General features: G+C 40.8%; 14 protein-coding genes, 5 tRNA genes, 3 rRNA genes and 1 riboswitch. Of the genes, 19 read left to right on the top strand and 3 right to left on the bottom strand.

Going from position 1 to position 22,722, the window contains the following annotated elements; genetic code table 11:
* Positions 1-8 precede the first annotated feature (8 nt).
* Both OZX59_RS05030 and OZX59_RS05025 read left to right on the top strand, forming a co-directional pair.
* Positions 9-2,819, top strand: coding sequence for an MMPL family transporter (locus OZX59_RS05030; RefSeq protein ID WP_277124874.1), 2,811 nt, complete (start codon positions 9-11; stop codon positions 2,817-2,819).
* A gap of 146 nt (positions 2,820-2,965) precedes the next feature.
* Positions 2,966-3,934: a zinc ribbon domain-containing protein gene (locus tag OZX59_RS05025; RefSeq protein ID WP_277124872.1), complete on the top strand. Its 969-nt coding sequence runs from the start codon at positions 2,966-2,968 to the stop codon at positions 3,932-3,934.
* A gap of 44 nt (positions 3,935-3,978) precedes the next feature.
* Here the strand turns inward: OZX59_RS05025 and OZX59_RS05020 are convergent, their stop codons facing one another.
* The 3 genes from OZX59_RS05020 to OZX59_RS05010 form a co-directional block, all read right to left on the bottom strand.
* Positions 3,979-5,352, bottom strand: coding sequence for an NAD-dependent succinate-semialdehyde dehydrogenase (locus OZX59_RS05020; protein WP_277124870.1), 1,374 nt, complete (start codon positions 5,350-5,352; stop codon positions 3,979-3,981).
* Positions 5,353-5,444: 92 nt separating this feature from the next.
* Positions 5,445-6,239: an alpha/beta hydrolase gene (locus OZX59_RS05015; RefSeq protein ID WP_277124868.1), complete on the bottom strand. Its 795-nt coding sequence runs from the start codon at positions 6,237-6,239 to the stop codon at positions 5,445-5,447.
* 16 nt (positions 6,240-6,255) lie between these two features.
* Positions 6,256-6,690, bottom strand: coding sequence for a cytidine deaminase (locus OZX59_RS05010; RefSeq protein ID WP_277124866.1), 435 nt, complete (start codon positions 6,688-6,690; stop codon positions 6,256-6,258).
* Between the two features lie 130 nt (positions 6,691-6,820).
* On the opposite strand from OZX59_RS05010, the gene OZX59_RS05005 reads away from it, so the two are divergent.
* The 17 genes from OZX59_RS05005 (at position 6,821) to OZX59_RS04925 (ending at position 22,718) form a co-directional block, all read left to right on the top strand.
* Positions 6,821-7,426 (top strand): TVP38/TMEM64 family protein, encoded by a 606-nt coding sequence (locus OZX59_RS05005; protein ID WP_277124864.1) that lies wholly within the window; start codon positions 6,821-6,823, stop codon positions 7,424-7,426.
* Complete coding sequence (locus OZX59_RS05000; RefSeq protein ID WP_277124862.1) at positions 7,426-7,962, top strand: GNAT family N-acetyltransferase; 537 nt, start codon at positions 7,426-7,428, stop codon at positions 7,960-7,962. The genes OZX59_RS05005 and OZX59_RS05000 overlap by 1 nt, the downstream gene beginning before the upstream one ends.
* A gap of 228 nt (positions 7,963-8,190) precedes the next feature.
* Positions 8,191-9,498: a serine--tRNA ligase gene (gene serS, locus OZX59_RS04995; RefSeq protein WP_277124860.1), complete on the top strand. Its 1,308-nt coding sequence runs from the start codon at positions 8,191-8,193 to the stop codon at positions 9,496-9,498.
* A gap of 490 nt (positions 9,499-9,988) precedes the next feature.
* Positions 9,989-11,556: ribosomal RNA gene (locus OZX59_RS04990) — 16S ribosomal RNA — on the top strand.
* Positions 11,557-11,764: 208 nt separating this feature from the next.
* A 23S ribosomal RNA gene (locus OZX59_RS04985) occupies positions 11,765-14,682 on the top strand.
* 89 nt (positions 14,683-14,771) lie between these two features.
* A 5S ribosomal RNA gene (gene rrf, locus OZX59_RS04980) occupies positions 14,772-14,888 on the top strand.
* The 16S, 23S and 5S rRNA genes sit together here with 5 tRNA genes alongside, the layout of an rRNA operon.
* 11 nt (positions 14,889-14,899) lie before the next feature.
* A tRNA-Asn gene (locus tag OZX59_RS04975) sits at positions 14,900-14,972 on the top strand.
* A gap of 6 nt (positions 14,973-14,978) precedes the next feature.
* Positions 14,979-15,068: transfer RNA gene (locus tag OZX59_RS04970), tRNA-Ser, on the top strand.
* Positions 15,069-15,147: 79 nt separating this feature from the next.
* Positions 15,148-15,220: transfer RNA gene (locus tag OZX59_RS04965), tRNA-Val, on the top strand.
* 76 nt (positions 15,221-15,296) lie between these two features.
* Positions 15,297-15,368, top strand: a tRNA-Glu gene (locus tag OZX59_RS04960).
* Positions 15,369-15,372: 4 nt separating this feature from the next.
* A tRNA-Val gene (locus OZX59_RS04955) sits at positions 15,373-15,445 on the top strand.
* Between the two features lie 64 nt (positions 15,446-15,509).
* A riboswitch (SMK box riboswitch) is annotated at positions 15,510-15,596 on the top strand.
* Entirely contained in the window at positions 15,594-16,793 is a 1,200-nt protein-coding gene (gene metK / locus OZX59_RS04950) for a methionine adenosyltransferase (RefSeq protein ID WP_277124858.1), read from the top strand. Its footprint overlaps the riboswitch before it by 3 nt.
* Before the next feature lie 18 nt (positions 16,794-16,811).
* Positions 16,812-18,266 carry an MDR family MFS transporter gene (locus tag OZX59_RS04945; RefSeq protein WP_277124856.1) on the top strand — a complete coding sequence of 485 codons (1,455 nt, stop codon included), beginning with the start codon at positions 16,812-16,814 and terminating at the stop codon, positions 18,264-18,266.
* Positions 18,267-18,394: 128 nt separating this feature from the next.
* Positions 18,395-19,741 carry a 23S rRNA (uracil(1939)-C(5))-methyltransferase RlmD gene (gene rlmD, locus OZX59_RS04940; RefSeq protein WP_277124854.1) on the top strand — a complete coding sequence of 449 codons (1,347 nt, stop codon included), beginning with the start codon at positions 18,395-18,397 and terminating at the stop codon, positions 19,739-19,741.
* A gap of 209 nt (positions 19,742-19,950) precedes the next feature.
* Positions 19,951-20,955 carry a mannose/fructose/sorbose PTS transporter subunit IIA gene (locus OZX59_RS04935; protein WP_277124852.1) on the top strand — a complete coding sequence of 335 codons (1,005 nt, stop codon included), beginning with the start codon at positions 19,951-19,953 and terminating at the stop codon, positions 20,953-20,955.
* 15 nt (positions 20,956-20,970) lie between these two features.
* The gene (locus OZX59_RS04930) at positions 20,971-21,777 is read left to right on the top strand and encodes a PTS mannose/fructose/sorbose transporter subunit IIC (RefSeq protein ID WP_277124850.1); all 807 of its coding nucleotides are present in this window, start codon (positions 20,971-20,973) and stop codon (positions 21,775-21,777) included.
* Between the two features lie 26 nt (positions 21,778-21,803).
* A complete protein-coding gene (locus OZX59_RS04925; RefSeq protein ID WP_277124848.1) occupies positions 21,804-22,718 on the top strand; it encodes a PTS system mannose/fructose/sorbose family transporter subunit IID in 915 nt (304 codons plus the stop codon).
* The last annotated feature ends 4 nt before the right edge of the window (positions 22,719-22,722 follow it).

Here is a 22,722-nt window from a genome sequence, read left to right as displayed (position 1 = left end):
AAAGTAGATTGCAAAAACTAGTAAAGAATCATGTTTTTTCGCTAATTGCATGGATTTTGATTTTGGTGGTTTCGCTAATAGCCTTACCTAATATTACGGGGTTAACACGGCAACATTCTGGAGTTTCGTTACCCCAAGATGTTCAAAGTGAGGTAGCTCAATCAATTCAAACAGATTGGGGTCCAAAACAAAAAAACACCTACCAGATTGCTGTCGTATTTAATAAGCAAAAAGGTAAATTGACGCAAGCCGATAAGCAGGCGATCAATCATACTGTTGCTAATTTACAAGAACATCAGTCTGAGTATGGAATTAAGCAGGTGTTAGCACCTGATGAAAATATTGCTACCAAGAAACGATTACAATCTAAGGATAATACTACTTGGGTAATGCAGCTTAATGTGGCTAAAAAGCATGCGGCAATTAATGAAGTCGAAGAGCAATTAACTAATGCTGTCAAGACTACTGGAGTTAGCACGTATGTCACTGGAGCGGACGTTTTACAGAATGCTTTTTCTGATTCAATTCAAGAAGGAATCAAAAAGACTGAGCTAATCACAGTAATTTTTATTTTTATTGTTTTGGTTTTAGTCTTTAAATCACCAATTGTACCGTTGGTTTCATTATTAACTGTTGGGCTAGCATTTATTACCTCGTTTTCTCTTGTAACTAACCTAGTTGAACACAATAATTTTCCATTTTCTAACTTTACCCAAGTCTTCATGATTATTGTCTTATTTGGGATAGGTACAGATTATAATATCTTGCTCTATGACAAATTTAAGGAAAATCTGGGTAAGGGTCAAACTCGTTATCAGGCAATGAAAGATGCACTCAAAGTTGCTGGGAAAACAATCCTATTTTCAGGTTCGACAATTTTAATTGGTTTTGCTGCTTTAGGATTAGCAAAATTTTCGATTTACCAATCAGCAGTAGGAGTGGCAGTGGGAGTAGCAGTATTGTTATTAGTATTGCTAACTTTGAATCCATTCTTCATGGCAGTTTTAGGTGACAAGCTGTTCTGGCCAGTTAAAGAAATTCCTAAAGAACATGAAAATAAGATGTGGCATGGGATTGCTAAAAGTTCTTTAGCGCATCCTATAATTTATTTGCTGATTTTGGCAGTAGTAGCGGCACCGTTTGCTCTATTATATTCGGGCCATTTAAATTATGATGATACAGCTGAAATTAGTAATGATAATCCTGCTAAAGCAGGGATGTTAGTTGTTAAAAAGCATTTCCCAGCTGGAATGGCAGAGCCATCAACTTTATATATTAAGAGTAATCACCGTTTAGATAATGAAGCTGATTTAAAGATAATCGATCAGCTAACCAGACAATTGCAGGCTTCTAAAGGAGTGGCGTTTGCAACTTCGGTTACCCAACCTTATGGTGAAAACATTCAGCAGTTGTATGTCAATAACCAATTAAATACAGTCAATAATGGTGTAGATGATGCTCGAACTGGTTTAGGTAAAGTAAGCAAGTCTAGTCAAAAGTTAGCTACTGGTGCTAATCAACTGCAGACTGGAACTAATCAACTGCAGAGTGGTACTAGTTCACTGCAAGCAGGTGCAACTGAATTGCAGAATAGCAGTCAGCAGCTTACAAGTGGACTGAACCAGCTTAATTCACAACTGACCAATAGCTCACAAGGCTCGAATACTCAAGCTGAGGTGTATCGTAAAAGTTTATCTAGAAACTTATCTAGTGTACCTGGCCTAACTAAGCAGCAGAAAGCAGCAGTTATGCAAGCGGCAAATGCAGCTTTAAATGAATCGATGGCTGGTAATGCGAATGGATCGTTACAGTCAAGTGTCGGTAGTCTTGCTGCAGCGGCTAATCAGGTAAGTTCTGGAGCAGCTAATTTAGCAGGTAGTGTTGGTCAACTCAACTCTAGTACCGGACAATTAAGTACCGGGGCAGGACAATTGGCTACCGGTGTACCGAAAATTACTACTGGAGTTGATGAGGTCAATAGCGGATTAGGCCAAGGAGCAGCCTATTTAACTGGACTAGCTAGTTCTAGTGCGGCTGATACTTTTTACATTCCACAAGAATATCTCAAAACAGATATGTTCCAGAATTCGATCAAAGTATATCTTAGCCCTAATAAGAAGTCGGCAATGCTCATGGTAGTGCTTAATTCAGATCCAAGTGCTGATCGCGCGGTTAGCAGAGTACAAGACTTAAGCTTGATGGCGCAGAAATCCTTGCAAGGAACACGTCTTGATAAGGCGACAGTTGCCATGGGCGGTGAAAGTGCTAAAATTGCTGATACTAAGCGAATAGCCAGTGATGATTTCGTTAAGACTGCTGCAATTATGCTGGTGGGAATTGGTATTGCCTTAATTTTTGTTACTAAATCATTATTGCAGCCAGTATATATTTTAGGAACATTATTATTAGCTTACTTCTGTTCATTATCAATTACAGAATGGCTGGTTAAAGCAATTTTAGGCAATAATACCTTAACTTGGAATACACCGTTTTTCAGCTTTATTATGCTGATTGCCTTAGGTGTTGATTACAGTATCTTTTTAATGACACGATATCGCAGTCTAGATCATGGCAAATTAAGCGAACGTATCTTAAAGGCTTGTGGAGTGATTGGGACTGTTGTGGTTTCTGCAGCAATTATTTTGGGTGGAACCTTTGCGGCACTAATTCCTTCAGGTGTACCAACATTAATCGAAGTTGCGTTAGCAGTAATCATTGGCTTGATTATCTTAGTCTTTATCTTACCGTTAATTTTGCCAGCAGCTATTAAGCTGACGTATGAACCAACTTTTAGAAAAAAGAGTCGAAAAAATAAATAATTAAAGAAAAGGGATTACTGATTTATGTAATAGTAAATTGGTAATCTTTTTAGTTAGAATTATAATTTCAACTTGTAAAACTATGGTTTTGCTTTATCATTAACTTAAAACGGCACTGACATATAAAGATTAAGGAGTTTTAAGCTATGACTACTTGTCCCAATTGTGGTAGGCAAATCACAGATGATGTTGAAATTTGTCCTAATTGTCATTTTAATGTGCAAAAATATCGTGATACATTTTTCTCAGATCAATATGAACAGGAAAAATATGAAGATGAGCATGCAGGAGCGAAAATTGCTAGTCGGAAGATTTATCGGCAAGAATTCTACCCTGAAAAACAAAACTCAACTGTAAAGAAGATGCTTCTTTGGATTCATAAAAATAGTATGATTGTATTCTTAGTTGGAATAATGTTGTTGATTGTCATGAGCTTTTCTCGTGGTCTTGGCTGGCTGTGTTTTTGTTTGCTGCTGCTTGCACTATTCTGGGTTTGTGCTAGACAAGATCGAATTGAACGTTATACAGTTGATGAGCGGTTAACGCAGAAAGCCAATCAACTTGGTTCGAATTTTTTTAATAAAATTGAGGATGGTAGACAAAAGCGTCACCCTAAATCGGAACAATCTGATTCAGATATAGTTAAACAACCGGTCAATTATGTTCAACTTTCAATTATTTTAACGGCATTGATTAGTTTAGTAGTTCTATTCACGTCAGGTTCAGTGGATAAAGTTTCGTTAACGAAAGTCTTTATGGGACTAGTGGGTCGGATGTTTGGAAATAGTACAACGGTTTATATTGGGATCCAGTTGTGTTTAATCTGGGTTTTGTTAATTATTTTTCCTTTGATAATTATGCGCAATACGCTAAGAAATACGAAAAAAGCTCAATGGTTAGCCTTTATGATTTCATTAATTGAATCTGTATTTTTGCTTTATTTGCTTTTCCGCTTGTCAACTGATGCTAGGGCTAATGTTGGGTTGTTTAATCACGTTACAAGTCAGCTAGTTGTTTATGTAGTGTCATTTAGAACTTCGATCTATTTCTTAATATTTGCTAGTGTGATGACAACAGGGCTTACTTGTTATAATCTAATTAAAAAACGACAATAAAAAATACTGGACTTGCAAGTCCAGTATTTTTAGTTACATATTTTTTACTGCTTTAAGTCGATGACTAAGTGTTCATTAACAAAAGCCATCATTCCCAATTCACTTAGTTCGCGACCATAACCTGACTTTTTAACACCACCAAATGGCAATTCACCAGAGGAAATCCAGGTGCCATTAATCACGGTCATTCCAGTCTCGATTTGTGCAGCTAATTCTTGGGCGTGTGCGATATCGCTACTGATAATTGATGAACCTAACCCATAGCTAGAGTTATTTGCTAAGGCAATTGCTTCGTCCTCATCTTCAACTTGGTAGACCATAGCGACAGGACCGAATAATTCTTCATCAAAAATTGGATTATTTTGGTCAATGTCAGTTAGAATAATCGGCCTAAAGAAAGCACCATCACTATCAATTTCAGGATATTGATAGAATACTTTAGCCCCTGCTGCAATTGCTCGCTCAACTTGTTTAGTTAATTTTTCTTTAGCATCTTGTGAGTTAAGCGGTGCTAAAGTAGTTTCTGGATCGAGCGGATCGCCAGTTTTTAGATTAGCAAATGCGGATTTAAGCTCATGTAAGACTTCTTCGTAGCGAGATTTAACGGTAATAATTCGTTTAGAAGAAGTACATACTTGTCCTGCATTGTAAGTTCTTGCTGCATGCAAGGTAGTTTGTAAAACTTGCTTGTCAGCATCTGCCAAAACGATAAATGGATCATTGCCACCTAATTCCATAGTTGACTTTTTCAGATTTTTACCGGCATTTTCAGCAACGGAAGCCCCGCCACGCTCAGAGCCAGTCAAAGCCACTCCTTGAACGCGTGGATCGGCGATAATATCGTCTAATTGGTCATAACTTGGATAAAGGTTGATTAAGCTCCCTTCAGGAGCTCCAGCTTGCTTAATAAGTTTAGCAGTCAATGCGGCTGAACCTGGTACGTTGTGAGCGTGCTTGAGTAATACTGGATTGCCCACGATGAAATTAGGAGCAAAGACTCTAATCACTTGATAAAGAGGAAAATTCCATGGCTCACAAGCGATAATTACGCCAGTTGCTTGCTTGAGATAATAAGCATTACCCAAGGCAGAATCGATTTTTTGCGGCTTTAACATTTTTAACCCATTATTAGCATAGTATTCACAGATTTGAACACAGAGTTCAACCTCACCCTTAGCTTCACCGATTAGTTTGCCCATTTCACGGGTCATTATTTCGGCTAGCTCGGATTCATGTTCATGCAAGGTCTTAGCAATTTGGTGTAAAATCTCAACCCGATTCTGGGGTTGTTCGTGCTGCCACTTATGGTACAGTGCATTTGCCAAATTGATTGCTTCGTCAATTTGGCTATTGGTTGAGTATGAATAGTTTGCAAAAGTTTCATTAGTGTACGGATTAATTGATTGATATTTTGCCATCTTGTACCTCATTAAAAATCATGTTAATTTTAGATTACTAAACATATTATAAAACGCTATCAAAATTAACTTTAGTAATTAGCTCAAGTTTACTAATTATTAAGTTTTTGTAGGCTGCGAGTTAAGTATGATAGGGAAGCACTCAGGTATTGACTTGCATAGGCCATAGCGTGTTTATCTCCGGGAATTATTTGTAAGGTTACGCCATGATTTTGGCTAGCTAGACTATCAATAAAGTCAAGTACGTCTGTAAGTGGGGTTAATTCGGCAGCTGAGTTAAACATTAGTAGGTCAGCTAAGTTTTGATAATTATAGGACTTAGCGTCTAGCTTAGTGAGCTTTTGCCAATCATTGCTGCCGGCATAAGTTAAGGTGAAATATTTATAGAAGCAATTATTAATTTCTGACTGGTCAGTTAAGCCGAGTTTATTCTTGGCGTCAAGCGCCGGTTTTGTACTACTGTGATTTTTTAGCCAATCTGAAAAGTTAACAGGTGCTGACCAAGTTACGGTTGGAAAACCGAACATACCAGCAAGTTGCAAGGCTAAGGTGCCACCGCTACTGGCACCTATTTGAGCAATGCTCAGGGTTTCTTGACTAATATATTTTGATTCTAGCAGCCAGTTAGCAAAATTAATGGCATCGTGGTGAGCAGCTGGAAAAGTGTTTTTAGGTGCGAGTCGATAATTAGGGACAAAGGTGGTAAAGCCTTGTGCAACTATGGCAGTAGTTAAGTTTTTAACGTCTTGTTTATCCCCGCGAATCCAACCGCCACCATGCCAAAAGATTAGGGCTTTATGGGCAATAGTTGTGTCACTAGGGCTGTAAATATCACACGTTAACTGGTTTGCTTCATCATAAACAACATTATTTTCAACTTTGATCATAGACTTTAGTTCCTTACTATTTTTGTTTAGCAGACTGGTATCGTTCATTGCCCCACCAATTAGGCATTAGTTCATTAAGGGTGATTGTTTGGCGTTTTTGGTAGTCGACCATAAATTCTAAATTGCGATTTCGTTCATCCAATTGCATTAAATATTCGCGGCACGCTCCACAAGGCATGCCAGACCCACTGCCCGAAGGAGCTTGATCGCGAAAGGCAATGATTCGTTTAATTTGAGTTTGTCCGCTGTTAACATACATATTTAATGCGGCGACTCGTTCAGCGCAAAGATCAAGTACACCACTGCAGCTTTCTATACAAAAACCAACAAAAATTTGACCGTCTGCAGCTTCAAGCGCACTGACGACATTATGTGCATAAATAAAGGGAGTAACGTCTTGCGGGTGGTATTCAACTTTGGCTGCTTGATATAATTTTTGCCAAATATCCATTTTATATCCTCCGGATAATTACTAATTAATATTCTTAAATTATGGTAATTATTATCCTTAATGTGCTAAAAAGCAATTATATCAAGGTGATTTTTGGTAGAATAAAATTTAAAAGTCAGGGAGGTTTTTTATGCAGCTGTCACCTAAAGCCAGTCGCCGTTTGATTAACATCTTAACTATTGTTAGCGGAATCATTATTATTCTTTTATGCATTTACTGGTATAAGCTAGGAATTTTTACTAATCAAGCAAAGATGCGTGCATATTTAGCAGATAAAAGGATTATTGGTCCTGTAATTTTTGTGTTAATTCAAATTGTTCAAGTAGTGTTTCCGATTATTCCTGGAGGTGTTTCCCTACTTGGAGGAGTTGTGTTTTTTGGACCAATTGCGGGATTTATTTATAACTACATTGGCGTTTGCATTGGCTCAATTATTGATTTCTTTTTGGCGCGTTATTATGGTCGACCATTTATTTTGCATATTGTTTCTGAAAAGACTCTTGAAAAGTATATGAAATGGACTAAAGACCAGCATAAATTCAACTGGTTCTTCGGTATTTGTATTGTAGCGCCGATGGCACCAGATGATGTTTTATGTTTACTAGCCGGATTAACCGAGATGAAATTCTCAACGTACTTTTGGATTATTATTTTGGGTAAACCGTGGACGATTGCGGCATATAGCTTTGCTTTAATGTTTGGCATGGACTGGCTGCTCAAGTTAGTAGGCAAGTGATGGCAGACATATGTTTGCGGCAATTTGCTGATACGGATGCAGCAACTCTGCTTAAGTGGGGGCAAGATGATCATTATCGCAAGACAGCAGGTTTTGCTCACTATGCCAGTTTGTTTGAAGCCAAAACTGCGATTAAGCAGTATCAACAGCGAGATAATAGTTATGCGGTATGTTTGCAGACAGATGATCAGTTGATTGGAATAGTTGAGTTGTATTCACGCGGTGAATCTGGTGATTTGGCTAAGACTAAAGAAGTTGGCTTTTTATTAGATAGAGATTACGAAGGGCATGGTTATATGACTCAGGCTCTGCGGGTATTATTTAATTATTTTTTTAAAGAGTTAGCTCAAACTCAAATCTGGGCTGGTACGTTTAACAGCAACTTACGTGCGCAAAAGTTGTTGAAGAAGTTAGGCTTTAAGTATATTTATACTGCCAGTCAGCCAACTGATAAAAATTATTTTACTAATCAAGTGAAATATTATTTGCTTGAAAGAGCGCAATGGCTTAAAATAAATAAAAACACGGAGTCCTAAGACTATATACAGAGAATTCGCGGGTGGTGTGAGCGAATAGACGTCGTTTCCAGACTTCAATTGTGGGCAACTAATCATTGCACGGTTTGCGGCACCGTTATCGCCCAAGCTAATTGAGTGCAGTTGTGGTAATGACAACTGAAACTGGGTGGTACCGCGAAGCGATGCAAGAGCCAATTCGTCCCAAGATTTAGGGATGAGTTGGCTCTTTTTTTGTGGAGGTTAAAAATGTTAGATATTAAGGTAATTCGAGATAATCCGGATTGGGCTAAGAAGAAACTAGCTACGCGTAGTATTAAGCCTGAACAAATTGATGAATTAATTGGCATCGATGCTGATCGGCGCCAGAGTTTGAATGAAAGTGAGCAGTTAAAGGCTAAACGTAACACTGTTTCTCAAAAAATTGCTCAAGCTAAACGCAATCAAGAGGATGCCTCTGCGGCGATTGCAGAGATGCGCGAAACTGGCAGCCAAATTAAAGAGTTAGACGCTAAAGTTAATGAATTAACTACAAGGCAGAATGATATATTGCTACGTCTACCAAACTTTCCTGACGATTCTGCACCAGTTGGTCCTGATGAAGATTATAATGAGGAAGTTCGTAAATGGCATGAACCGACTAAATTGGCTTTTACACCAAAAGCACATTGGGATATCGGAACTGATTTAGATATTTTAGACTGGGATCGTGGAGCAAAAGTTTCTGGTGCACGCTTTGTCTACTATAAAGGTGCCGGTGCATTATTAGAGCGTGCAGTTTTTAACTTCTTTTTGGATGAAAATACCAAAGCTGGTTATACAGAAGTTATTCCTCCATATTTAGTTAATAAAGAATCAATGCAGGGAACTGGACAATTTCCGAAATTCACTGAAGACGTCTATACGATTGTTGATAATGATGATCCCGAAAAGGAATTAGAGCTGACATTAATTCCAACAGCAGAAGTACCATTGGTTAATTATTTCCGTGATGAAATTATCCATGAAGATCGTTTGCCAATTAATGTAACTGCCCTTTCTCCAGCTTTTAGAAGTGAGGCTGGTTCGGCTGGGCGTGATACGCGTGGTTTAATTAGAATGCATGAGTTTCGTAAAGTAGAAATGGTTAAGGTATGTAAGCCTGAGGATTCATGGGAAGAGTTAGATAAATTGACCCATAATGCAGAAAGCTTACTCCAAAAACTAGATTTACCATATCACGTTGTTGCACTAGCGACTGGGGATGCTAGTTTTACTAGTGCTAAAACTTATGATTTAGAGGTCTGGATGCCTCAACAAGAAAAGTATCGGGAGATTTCTAGCTGTTCGAACTGTACAGATTTCCAAGCAAGGCGTGCGCAAATTCGTTACCGCGCGGAAGATGGTAAGCTGCATTTAGCACATACACTTAACGGTTCTGGACTAGCGGTTGGCCGGACAGTTGCAGCTATTTTAGAAAATTACCAAAATGAAGATGGTACAGTAACTGTACCGGAAGTTTTAGTCCCATATATGAATGGCATGAAAAAAATTGTTAAGCAACCAAGCTTGATATAAAGCTAAAAGAGATCTTTTATGATCTCTTTTTTTATTTTTTTAGAAAAAGTTTTGAATAAAATTTTATACTGAAAGCACTTAATACCGAATAATAACATCAACAAAATTGTTTTTAATCAAAGATATCCGTTTTAAAAAGGATTAATCGTAACTTTTTAAGTTACTAATTAGCCTAATTAGCGAACAAATAGTCAAACTTGACGAAGAAAGCAAAAGAGGGTAAAGTATTACTTGCGCTTGAGAGAGCTGGTTAGCTTAATCAGGTTAGCGAGAAATAAAGAGCAGAAAGTTATTGACAAGATCAAAACCGTCTGCTAAAATAGAAAAGCGCTGCTATAAGCAGCAGGTAGTACTTTGAAAACTGAACAATGTTTTCGCAAAAGTGTGCGGGTGTAAAAGCCCAAAACAAGAGCGAAGTCAATTTCGCAAGCAAATAAATCCGAGATGCAAATCTTGGAGAACGAATGAGCAAACATTCAAACAAACAGATAAAAATGAGAGTTTGATCCTGGCTCAGGACGAACGCTGGCGGCGTGCCTAATACATGCAAGTCGAGCGAGCAATTTTAACAGAATACCTTCGGGTAGGAAGCTAAAAGCGCGAGCGGCGGATGGGTGAGTAACACGTGGGTAACCTACCCTATAGATTGGGATACCACTTGGAAACAGGTGCTAATACCAAATAAGAAGTAAGATCGCATGATCAAGCTATAAAAGGCGGCTTTCGAGCTGTCGCTAAAGGATGGACCCGCGGTGCATTAGCTAGTTGGTAGGGTAAAGGCCTACCAAGGCAATGATGCATAGCCGAGTTGAGAGACTGAACGGCCACATTGGGACTGAGACACGATACCAAAACTCCTACGGGAGGCAGCAGTAGGGAATCTTCCACAATGGACGCAAGTCTGATGGAGCAACGCCGCGTGAGTGAAGAAGGTTTTCGGATCGTAAAGCTCTGTTGTTGGTGAAGAAGGATGTATAGAGTAACTGCTATATATTTGACGGTAATCAACCAGAAAGTCACGGCTAACTACGTGCCAGCAGCCGCGGTAATACGTAGGTGGCAAGCGTTGTCCGGATTTATTGGGCGTAAAGCGAACGCAGGCGGGAAGACAAGTCAGATGTGCAAGCCCTCAGCTTAACTGAGGAATTGCATCTGAAACTGTATTTCTTGAGTGCAGAAGAGGAGAGTGGAACTCCATGTGTAGCGGTGGAATGCGTAGATATATGGAAGAACACCAGTGGCGAAGGCGGCTCTCTGGTCTGTAACTGACGCTGAGGTTCGAAAGCATGGGTAGCGAACAGGATTAGATACCCTGGTAGTCCATGCCGTAAACGATGAGTGCTAAGTGTTGGGAGGTTTCCGCCTCTCAGTGCTGCAGCTAACGCATTAAGCACTCCGCCTGGGGAGTACGACCGCAAGGTTAAAACTCAAAGGAATTGACGACGAAATTTACACAAGCGGTGGAGCATGTGGTTTAATTCGAAGCAACGCGAAGAACCTTACCAGGTCTTGACATCTAGTGCAAATCATAGAGATATGACGTTCTCTTCGGAGACACTAAGACAGGTGGTGCATGGCTGTCGTCAGCTCGTGTCGTGAGATGTTGGGTTAAGTCCCGCAACGAGCGCAACCCTTATTATTAGTTGCCAGCATTAAGTTGGGCACTCTAATGAGACTGCCGGTGACAAACCGGAGGAAGGTGGGGACGACGTCAAGTCATCATGCCCCTTATGACCTGGGCTACACACGTGCTACAATGGTTAGTACAACGAGGAGCGAACCTGTGAAGGCAAGCGAATCTCTTAAAGCTAATCTCAGTTCGGATTGCACTCTGCAACTCGAGTGCATGAAGCTGGAATCGCTAGTAATCGCGGATCAGCATGCCGCGGTGAATACGTTCCCGGCTTTGTACACACCGCCCGTCACACCATGAGAGTCTGTAATACCCAAAGCCGGTAGGATAACCGTAAGGAGTCAGCCGTCTAAGGTAGGACAGATGATTAGGTGAAGTCGTAACAAGGTAGCCGTAGGAGAACCTGCGGCTGGATCACCTCCTTTCTAAGGAAGAGCGAATAGGTGGAGAGTAGGAATACTAAAAGAAGCCTAGGAGCAAGGAAGCACACAGAAACGAAGACATTGTTTAGTTTTGAGGGTAGTACCTCAAGTTAGGACATTGAAAACTGAATATAATCTAGAAAAAACCGAGAAACAATCAAAGAGAAAAACAGATTGCACGAGCGACCGAGAGAGAAGATCTTAAAGGTAAGGTCAAGAAAAGAAGGGCGCACGGTGAATGCCTAGGCACAAGAAGGCGAAGAAGGACGCGACAAACAGCGAAATGCTTCGGGGAGCGGTAAGTACGCAGAGATCCGGAGATATCCGAATGGGGGAACCCAATACAAGAAATTGTATTACTTATTAGTGAATACATAGCTAATAAGGGCAAGACGCAGTGAACTGAAACATCTAAGTAGCTGCAGGAAGAGAAAGAAAAATCGATTTCCATAGTAGCGGCGAGCGAAACGGAAAGAGCCCAAACCAGATGATTTATCATTTGGGGTAGTAGGACTGCAATAAAGGTAGTGTAAGAGATAGCAGAATTATCTGGGAAGATAAGCCAGAGAAGGTGAGAGCCCCGTAAGCGAAATTTCAAGCACGCTGAGCAGTATCCTGAGTAGGTCGGAACACGAGGAATTCCGATTGAAGCAGCGAGGACCATCTCGTAAGGCTAAATACTCACTTGTGACCGATAGTGAACCAGTACCGTGAGGGAAAGGTGAAAAGAACCCCGGGAGGGGAGTGAAAGAGAACCTGAAACCGTGTGCTTACAAGTAGTCAGAGCCCGTTAAAGGGTGATGGCGTGCCTTTTGTAGAATGAACCGGCGAGTTACGTTAAATAGCAAGGTTAAGTCATAAAAGGACGGAGCCGTAGCGAAAGCGAGTCTGAAAAGGGCGCAGGAGTTATTTGATGTAGACCCGAAACCAAGTGACCTACCCATGACCAGGTTGAAGGTGCGGTAAAACGCACTGGAGGACCGAACCCACGTAAGTTAAAAATTGCGGGGATGAGTTGTGGGTAGCGGTGAAATTCCAAACGAACTTGGAGATAGCTGGTTCTCTCCGAAATAGCTTTAGGGCTAGCCTGGTGCGAGAAAAGATAATGGAGGTAGAGCTCTGTTTGGACGAAGAGTACGTCAAGGGTTACTGAATTCAGATAAACTGCGAATACCAGATATCTGCGCACTGGAGTCAGACTGCGAGTGATAAGATCCGTAGTCGAAAGGGAAACAGCCCAGATCACCAGTTAAGGTCCCAAAATCTATGCTAAGTGGAAAAGGATGTGGAGTTGCGTAGACAACTAGGATGTTGGCTTAGAAGCAGCCATCATTAAAAGAGTGCGTAATAGCTCACTAGTCGAGTGACGCTGCGCCGAAAATTTACCGGGGCTAAGCATAGTACCGAAACTGTGGATGCATTATGAAAGTAATGCGTGGTAGGAGAGCGTTCTAAGAGCGGAGAAGCTTAATCGAAAGGATAAGTGGAGCGCTTAGAAGTGAGAATGCCGGTATGAGTAGCGCAAGATAGGTGAGAATCCTATCCGCCGAAAGACTAAGGTTTCCTGGGGCAGGCTCGTCCGCCCAGGGTAAGTCGGGACCTAAGGTAAACCGAGAAAGGCGTAGCCGATGGACAACAGGTAGAGATTCCTGTACTGCATTAGATCGTTAATAACGATGGAGGGACGCAGAAGGTGAAGCACGCATGGCGCTGGAAGCCATGTTCAAGCGTTAAGTGAGAGAGTGAGTCAAATGCTTACTTTCGATAATCACAAGACGTGATGAGGAGCGAAATAAAAGTAGCGAAGGTGAAGTAGTCACACTGCCAAGAAAAGCTTCTAGTGAGAGCTAATGTACCCGTACCGCAAACCGACACAGGTAGTCGAGTGGAGAACACTAAGGTGAGCGAGAGAACTCTCGTTAAGGAACTCGGCAAAATAGCCCCGTAACTTCGGAAGAAGGGGTGCTGGTGTAAGAACCAGCCGCAGTGAATATACCAAAAACAACTGTTTATCAAAAACACAGGTATCTGCAAAGTCGTAAGACGACGTATAGGTGCTGACACCTGCCCGGTGCTGGAAGGTTAAGGAGAGAGCTTAGCGCAAGCGAAGGTTCGAACTGAAGCCCCAGTAAACGGCGGTAGTAACTATAACGGTCCTAAGGTAGCGAAATTCCTTGTCGGGTAAGTTCCGACCTGCACGAAAGGTGAAATGATTTGGGCACTGTCTCAACGAGAGACTCGGTGAAATTATAATACCCGTGAAGATGCGGGTTACCCGCGACAGGACGGAAAGACCCCATGGAGCTTTACTGCAATTTGATATTGGGTAGCTGTTAAACATGTACAGGATAGGTAGGAGCCAGAGAAGATAGTACGCTAGTATTATCAGAGGCAATGTTGGGATACTACCCTTGTTTGATGGCTACTCTAACTAGGATCTCTAAGCGAGATTTAGGACAGTGTCAGACGGGCAGTTTGACTGGGGCGGTCGCCTCCTAAAGAGTAACGGAGGCGCCCAAAGGTTCCCTCAGAATGGTTGGAAATCATTCATAGAGTGTAAAGGTAAAAGGGAGCTTGACTGCGAGAGAGACAACTCGAGCAGGGACGAAAGTCGGGCTTAGTGATCTGGTGGTACCGCATGGAAGGGCCATCACTCAACGGATAAAAGCTACCCTGGGGATAACAGGCTTATCTCCCCAAGAGTTCACATCGACGGGGAGGTTTGGCACCTCGATGTCGGCTCGTCGCATCCTGGGGCTGTAGTAGGTCCCAAGGGTTGGGCTGTTCGCCCATTAAAGCGGCACGCGAGCTGGGTTCAGAACGTCGTGAGACAGTTCGGTCCCTATCCGTCGTGGGCGTAGGAAATTTGAGAGGAGCTGTCCTTAGTACGAGAGGACCGGGATGGACATACCGCTGGTGTACCAGTTGTCTTGCCAAAGGCATAGCTGGGTAGCTAAGTATGGCAGGGATAAGCGCTGAAAGCATCTAAGTGCGAAGCCCCCCTCAAGATGAGATTTCCCATACGTAAAGTAGTAAGACACCTCAAAGACGATGAGGTAGATAGGCTAGGAGTGGAAGAGTAGTGATACTTGGAGCGGACTAGTACTAATCAGTCGAGGACTTGACCAAAAGCGAGTGCAATTTGGAAAGAGAGTGGAACGGTAAAAAGAGTAGATTATATTTAGTTTTGAGTGTAAAAACTCAAAGAGAATAAAAAGTACGGTGGCAAGAGCAAGAAGGAAACACCTGTAACCATGTCGAACACAGAAGTTAAGCTTCTTAACGCCGAGAGTAGTTGGTGGGAAACTGCCTGCGAGGGTAGGACGTTGCCGTGCTTTTTTAATATTCCGGCTTAGCTCAGTTGGTAGAGCGCTTGACTGTTAATCAAGATGTCGTCAGTTCGAGTCTGTCAGCCGGAGCGCGTTGGAGTGTTGTCCGAGTGGCTTAAGGAGCATGATTGGAAATCATGTATATGGGTTAATCCTGTATCGAGAGTTCAAATCTCTCACACTCCGTATTATGTTTGTCGCTTATTTGCTAATTGAAGTAGACAATACATAATTATTATGCTATTATGTTTTGAAGTGGTAGACTGGAGGATTAGCTCAGCTGGGAGAGCATCTGCCTTACAAGCAGGAGGTCACAGGTTCGAGCCCTGTATCCTCCATTGAGTAGTGGTGGTGTAGTAATTGCACCACCATTACTCATGGATTTGGTTATTAAATTCAAAATATTGTAATTATGACCCGTTGGTCAAGTGGTTAAGACATCGCCCTTTCACGGCGGTAACATGGGTTCAAATCCCGTACGGGTCACTTTGGAGGATTAGCTCAGCTGGGAGAGCATCTGCCTTACAAGCAGGAGGTCACAGGTTCGAGCCCTGTATCCTCCATCGTTCTGAGACTATCGGTTATCGGTAGTCTTTTTTATATGGTATAATTCAGAACGAAATATATTATCGGTTCAAGTCCTGAGAGGATCCACATTGAAGTGGAGATGCCTTGTAACCGAATAGCTATTGTCTATATAGGGGGACTATTATGGAAAAAAGATTGTTTACTTCAGAATCGGTTTCTGAAGGACATCCTGACAAAATCGCGGACCAAATTTCAGATGCGATTTTGGATGCAATTATTAGGCAAGACCCTGATGCCCATGTGGCTTGTGAAACGATCGTTACTACGGGTATCGTATACGTTTTTGGAGAAATATCGACTAGCGCATATGTTGATATTCAGGGAATTGTGCGTAAGACGGTTTTACGGATTGGTTATGATAAGCCAGAACTTGGTTTTGATGGTAATAATTGTGCGGTATTAGTTGATATTGATGAGCAATCACCGGATATTGCCGAGGGCGTCGATAATTCGCTTGAAATTCGTGAGCAAAAAGTTGATACGGATCAACTTGATCAAATAGGTGCAGGTGATCAAGGGTTAATGTTTGGTTTTGCGACTAAAGAAACGCCTGAGTTAATGCCGTTACCGATTTCACTTGCGCATCGCCTAATGCAACAGGTAGCACAATTGCGTAAAGATGATACTTTGAAGTGGTTACGTCCAGATGCCAAGGCGCAAGTAACAGTAGAATATAATGAACAAAATCAGCCACAACGGGTAGATACTGTACTGATTTCAACTCAAACTGATGATCAAATTTCAAATAAAGAAATTAGGCAAGCGATGATTGAGCAGGTAATTAAGCAAGTTATTCCTGCTAAGTATCTTGATAAGCAGACAAAATTCTTAATCAATCCTTCAGGTCGATTTGTGATAGGTGGACCCAAAGGTGATTCTGGTTTAACTGGTCGCAAAATTATTGTGGATACTTATGGTGGCTATGCACGTCATGGCGGTGGTGCCTTTTCAGGTAAAGATCCGACTAAGGTTGATCGTAGCGCTAGCTATGCAGCACGTTATGTTGCTAAAAATATTGTAGCTGCAGGGTTAGCTGAACGTTGCGAAGTGCAACTTGCTTATGCAATTGGAGTCGCTCATCCGGTTTCTGTAATGATTGACACTGCCAAGACCGGTAAAGTAAGTGACGAATTGCTAACTAAGGCGGTTAGAACAATTTTTGATCTGCGTCCAGCAGGAATTATCAAAATGCTTGACTTACAGCGGCCAATTTATGAGCAAACTGCAGCTTATGGCCATTTTGGTAGAACTGACATTGATTTACCATGGGAAAAAACAGATAAAGTTGCAGCTTTATGCGATTTTATCAAGCAAAATAAATAATTTAGAAGAGGAGTAAATATGAAAAAAACCAATGTACCAATAGTTACAATTGCGATTTTTATGACAACTTTTATGACTGCAATTGAAGGGACAATTGTGTCAACTGCTATGCCAACAATTGTTTCTGATTTAAATGGTTTAGAAATAATGAATTGGGTTGTTTCAATTTTTCTATTTATGACGGCTGTATCAACTCCTTTATATGGAAAACTGGCGGATAGCATTGGCCGTAAGCCAGTTTTTTTATTTGGAATTGCTTTATTTGTTATTGGTTCTGCACTTTGTGGTCAAGCCAATAATATGATCGAATTAATCTTATTTCGGGTTATTCAAGGACTTGGTTCAGGTGCCGTTCAGCCTGTTGCCATGACTATCATTGCCGATATGTATACTTTAGAAAAACGGACTAAAATGTTGGGATTAAATTCTGGCTTTTGGGGCGTTGCATCAGTTATTGCGCCACTGCTGGGTGGATTTATTGTGCAAAACTTGTCGTGGCATTGGATTTTCTATATTAATGTTCCGATTGGGTTGATTGCTTTGGCATTAGTAGTCATTTTTTTGAAAGAGCCAAAAGAAAAGAAGAGTGCTAAATTAGATTTGCAGGGAACATGCTGGCTAACGGTTTTGCTGTTGACTTTAATGTTTACTTTGCAAGAATTAGGGACGTTAAAGCCTGTAATAATTGGTTTGCTGATTATTTTAATTGGGATTAGTGCAGTTGCCTTTTATCATGCAGAAAAGCGCGCAGCAGATCCAATTATGCCGTTGTCAATGCTAAAGAATAAGGAATTTTTAGCAGTAAACTTAATTACCTTATTTATCGCTGGAATTGTTATTGGTTTTGAATTTTATATTCCAACCTGGATGCAAGGAATTTTGGGGACTAGTGCCACAATTGCTGGCTTTGCAGTAACACCAAGTTCAATTATGTGGGTCGTTGGCTCATTCTTTATTGGTGGTATGCTCAGCCGTTGGGGAGTTCGTAATACCTTCTTTGGCTTATTGAGCCTACTATTAGTTGCTGATGTGTTGTTATTAATAGTTCCTCTACATACTCCATTTTGGGTCTTTTGCGTAATTGCAACGTTAAATGGTTTTGGCTTTGGTTCAATAATAACGGCTGCACAAGTTCGTTCGCAAGTTTTAGTTGATGCTGAAAACGTTGGGGTTGCTACTTCTTTTAATACATTGATGAAATATTTAGGACAAACCATGTTAGTTTCTATTTACGGAATTGCCTTTAATACGGTAGTTGCTGATCAATTACGTCATTATCCCAAGTTAACACAGGGAATGATGAATAAAATTGTTTCTTCAGCTAAAGCCAAGGAATTAGCAGCTAACTTAGTTCCACAACTACGGCAAGTATTGTTTAGTGCTTTAAAAGGTGTCTACGTTATTTCCTTTATTGCGATTATTGTTTCGTTTGTGTTTAATTTTCTCTATAAAGGACGTAAAACAGAAGAATAATTGTTGATTTTGAGGCTAAGTAGGATCAGATCATGATGTTACTTGGCTTTTTATTTGTTTTTATTGTTTAAAATAATTGTCCCTAGTAAAATATAATTATAAATAGTGTTTGTAAAAAAGGACCGAAGATGGAAAAAAATCAAATTATTGAATTAGAAATTACCGATTTGTCATACGAAGCAATGGGTGTTGCACATTATGAGGGTATGACAGTTTTTGTAACTAATGCTTTGCCAGGTGAAGTAGTTAGTGCAAAGGTGTTAAAAGTTAAGAAGCGCTTTGCCTTTGCTAAGATTGAAAAAATTATTAAGAAGAGTCCCAATCGAGTTGAAATTGAACTCAACCAATGGGTGCAAACAGGTCTAGCCTCACTAGCCCATCTTAGTTATGATCAGCAGCTTGAATTTAAACGTGAGCAGGTAGTAAATTTACTCAAAAAGGCTCACTTAGACCAAGTTGAAGTTGGTCAAACGGTGCCAAGTCCTGATCAAACTGGTTATCGTAATAAGGCCCAAGTTCCAGTGAGAATGGTCAATGGACAGCTTGAGATTGGCTTTTTTAGAAAACATTCCCATGATTTAGTCCCACTAACTAATTTCTTTACTACTGATCCAGAAATTGACCGAGTTTTAGTTAAAGTAAGGGATATTTTGCGGGAGAACAAAGTTCCAGCTTATGATGAGGTGCACAATAGCGGTGAAGTACGTTATCTTGATGTACGTCGCAGTCAGGCAACTGGCGAAATCATGGTAATTTTAGTTTGCTTAGATAAAGATTTTGCACAATTACCGCAAGTAGCAGAAGAAATTAAACAGATTGCCGGTGTCACTAGTTTGGTACTGAATCATAATCCTAAGAAAACTAACGTTATTTTGGGTAAAACGGATTATTTAGTGTTTGGTTTACCGCAAATTACAGATCGCATAGGTGAAGTTGAATTTAAAATTTCACCTGAAAGTTTCTTCCAAATCAATTCTAAGCAGACACCAAGATTGTATGATTTGGCCATTAAGCAAGCGCAACTTAAGCCAACAGATGTTGTTATTGATGCGTACTCTGGAATCGGTACAATTGGTCTGAGCGTTGCTAAGCATGTTAAAAGTGTCCGCGGAATCGAAGTAGTGCGTGATGCTGTTAAAGATGCTAATAATAACGCTGAATTAAATGATATTCATAATGCCAAATATTTTGCTGGTAAAGCTGAAGAACTAATGCCGCGTTGGGCTAAAAAGGGAATTACAAGTGATGTGATTTTTGTTGATCCACCAAGAAAAGGCCTGACACCGGAGTTTATTGAAGCCGCAGTTAAGACCGGTCCGCAAAAGATTGTCTATATTTCTTGTAATCCTGCAACTATGGTGCGGGATTTACAAGAATTCCAAAAGCAAGGATATTATTTTAATCGAATCGATCCAGTTGATATGTTTCCACAGACTCCTCATGTTGAGGCTGTCACGGTGCTTACCAAAAAATAACTTAATCAGGCACAACTTATAAAATATTTTTAAAGCTTAGCTCATGAAACTATTAGACTTTCATGAGCTTTTTATTTTATCCACAGCAAAAACTATTTTGTTGATATCATTGGGTTTTGACGGGTATTTACTGTGGATAAGTTATTTATTAACTCTACTTGTATGGTATAATTGGAGCGGATACATTTATTTTAAAAGGGGGAATTCGCATGGTGGGAATTATATTAGCCAGCCATGGTGGGTTCGCTGATGGGATCGCGCAATCTGCGCAGATGCTGTTTGGCGAACAAGAAAATTTTGCCCATGTCATTTTGACACCTGAAGAAGGGCCAGATGATATTCGCAATAAGATGGAGCAGGCTGTAGCTGCATTTAAGGATTGTACGGATGTACTATTTTTAGTTGATCTTTGGGGAGGAACCCCCTTTAATCAGGCTAATGGGTTACTTGAAAAACATCCTAATTGGGCAGCAGTTGCTGGGATGAATTTACCAATGGTTGTTGAAGCTTTAACGCAGCGTTTGACTAATCCGGATGCTTCGGCGCATGAAATCGCGACTGCAATTGTGGAACCGGCTAAAGATGGTGTTAAAACTAAGCCAGTTGAGTTGATGCCTCAAGCAAGTCAAAAGCAAGTTGCACCAAAGGAAATTGCAACAAAACAAGCAATTCCTGAAGGTACCGTTGTGGGTGACGGTAAGATTAAGATTGTGTTAGCACGAATTGATTCAAGGTTATTGCATGGTCAGGTGGCTACGGGCTGGATTCCGACGATGCATCCTGATCGGGTGATCGTGGTTTCAGATAGTGTTGCCAAAGACGAAATGCGCAAAAGTATGATTCGTGAGGCAGCGCCTGCTGGTGTTAAGGCACATACAGTTCCACTAGCTAAAATGGTTGAAATTGCTAAAGACCCACGTTTTGGTGATACTAATGCTTTGCTATTGTTTGAAAATCCTGAAGATGTTTTAGCAGTAATTAAAGCCGGTGTTGAGATCGAAACGGTCAATGTGGGTTCGATGTCGTATACACCAGGCGATGTTAATGCGAATAATGTGTTATCAATGAATCAAAAAGACGTGGATACTTTCCACGAACTGGAAAAATTGGGTGTTAAGTTTGATGTGCGTAAGGTACCAACTGATAAGACGGGTGCTTTAGAACCAATTCTCAATAAGGCACAGAATTTACTTGATGAGCAAAAGAATAAATAAAAGGAGAGCGAAAAAATGAACGCTATTCAAATGATTTTAGTGGTTCTAATTGCCTTTCTCGCAGGGATGGAAGGAATTTTGGATCAATGGGAGTTTCACCAACCATTGGTGGCCTGTACATTAATCGGTTTGGTAACTGGACACCTTGACTTAGGGATTATTCTTGGTGGGCATTTACAAATGATTGCTTTAGGTTGGGCTAATATTGGTGCGGCGGTTGCACCAGATGCAGCGCTAGCTTCAGTAGCATCGGCAATTATTTTAGTTCAAAGTGGCAAAGGTACTGATGGTATCGGGATGGCCACGGGAATTGCGATGCCGTTAGCTGTTGCTGGATTGTTTTTAACCATGATCGTACGGACGATTTCCACAGGGATTGTCCATATTATGGATGCAGAAGCTAAAAAGGGTCATTGGCGCAAGATTAATATGTGGCAATGGATTGATGTTTGTTTACAAGGATTAAGAATTGCTATTCCGGCTGGCTTACTACTATTAATTCCAACTTCGACTGTGCAGTATTGGCTTGGATTAATGCCAAAATGGTTAAGTGATGGAATGTCAATCGGTGGTGCCATGGTGGTGGCTGTTGGTTATGCAATGGTTATCAACATGATGGCTTCTAAAGAAGTATGGCCATTCTTTGCTATCGGTTTTGCATTAGCAGCAATTAAGGACTTAACCTTGATTGCTCTAGGCGCAATTGGTCTAGCGATGGCGATTATGTATCTGGCACTTGAATCAAAAGGCGGCAATGGTGGTACTAATTCGCAAGCAAGCGATACTGGTGATCCACTCGGCGATATTATTGATGACTATTAAAGTGATATTAAGAGGAGGATTTTATAATGGCTGATAAAAAAATAACATTGACCAAGGCCGACCGCTTCAAAGTTATGTGGCACTCGCAATTTTTGCAGGCTTCTTGGAACTATGAAAGAATGCAAAATGGTGGTTTTGTCTATTCGATGATTCCGGCTTTAAGAAAGTTATATCCGAAAAAAGATGAATTAGCAGAAGCCTTAGAGCGGCACCTAGTCTTCTTTAACGTGCACCCGTATCTAGCTTCCCCGATTCTAGGAGTTACCTTAGCGCTAGAAGAGGATAAGGCTAATGGGACTGAAGTTGAAGATGAGGCGATTCAAGGTGTGAAGGTCGGAATGATGGGACCTTTAGCTGGTGTTGGTGACCCAGTCTTTTGGTACACGGTTCGGCCAATTGTCGGTGCACTTGGTGCATCGATGGCGATTCAAGGTAATATCTTGGGACCAATCTTATTCTTCGTAATTTGGAACGTAGTGCGTTTAGCATTCATGTGGTATACGCAAGAATTTGGTTATAAAGCTGGTTCAGCAATTACTAACGATGTATCTGGTGGATTGCTGCAAAAGGTAACCCGTGGCGCGTCAATGATGGGGATGTTTGTCCTTGGTTCGTTAATTGAGCGTTGGGTTAATATTAACTTCACGCCAATTGTTTCTAAGACACCTGTACAAAAAGGTGGCTACATTGATTGGGGATCATTACCAGCAGGTGCTAAAGGAATTCAACAGGCGTTGTTGCAACAGCAACAAGGATTGTCGTTAACTAATTTTAAGACGACGACGCTGCAACAGAATCTTGATAGCTTAATTCCGGGATTAGCCGGATTATTGCTGACATTCTTCTGTATGTGGTTACTCAAGAAGAAGATTTCACCAATTGTGATCATCATTGCGATTTTCATTGTTGGGGTTGTCCTGCATGTTTTGCACGTTCTTTAATTTT

The sequence above is a fragment of the Lactobacillus sp. ESL0681 genome, assembly GCF_029392835.1.
Lineage (GTDB): Bacteria > Bacillota > Bacilli > Lactobacillales > Lactobacillaceae > Lactobacillus.
This window is presented reverse-complemented; position numbering and strand designations above follow the sequence as displayed.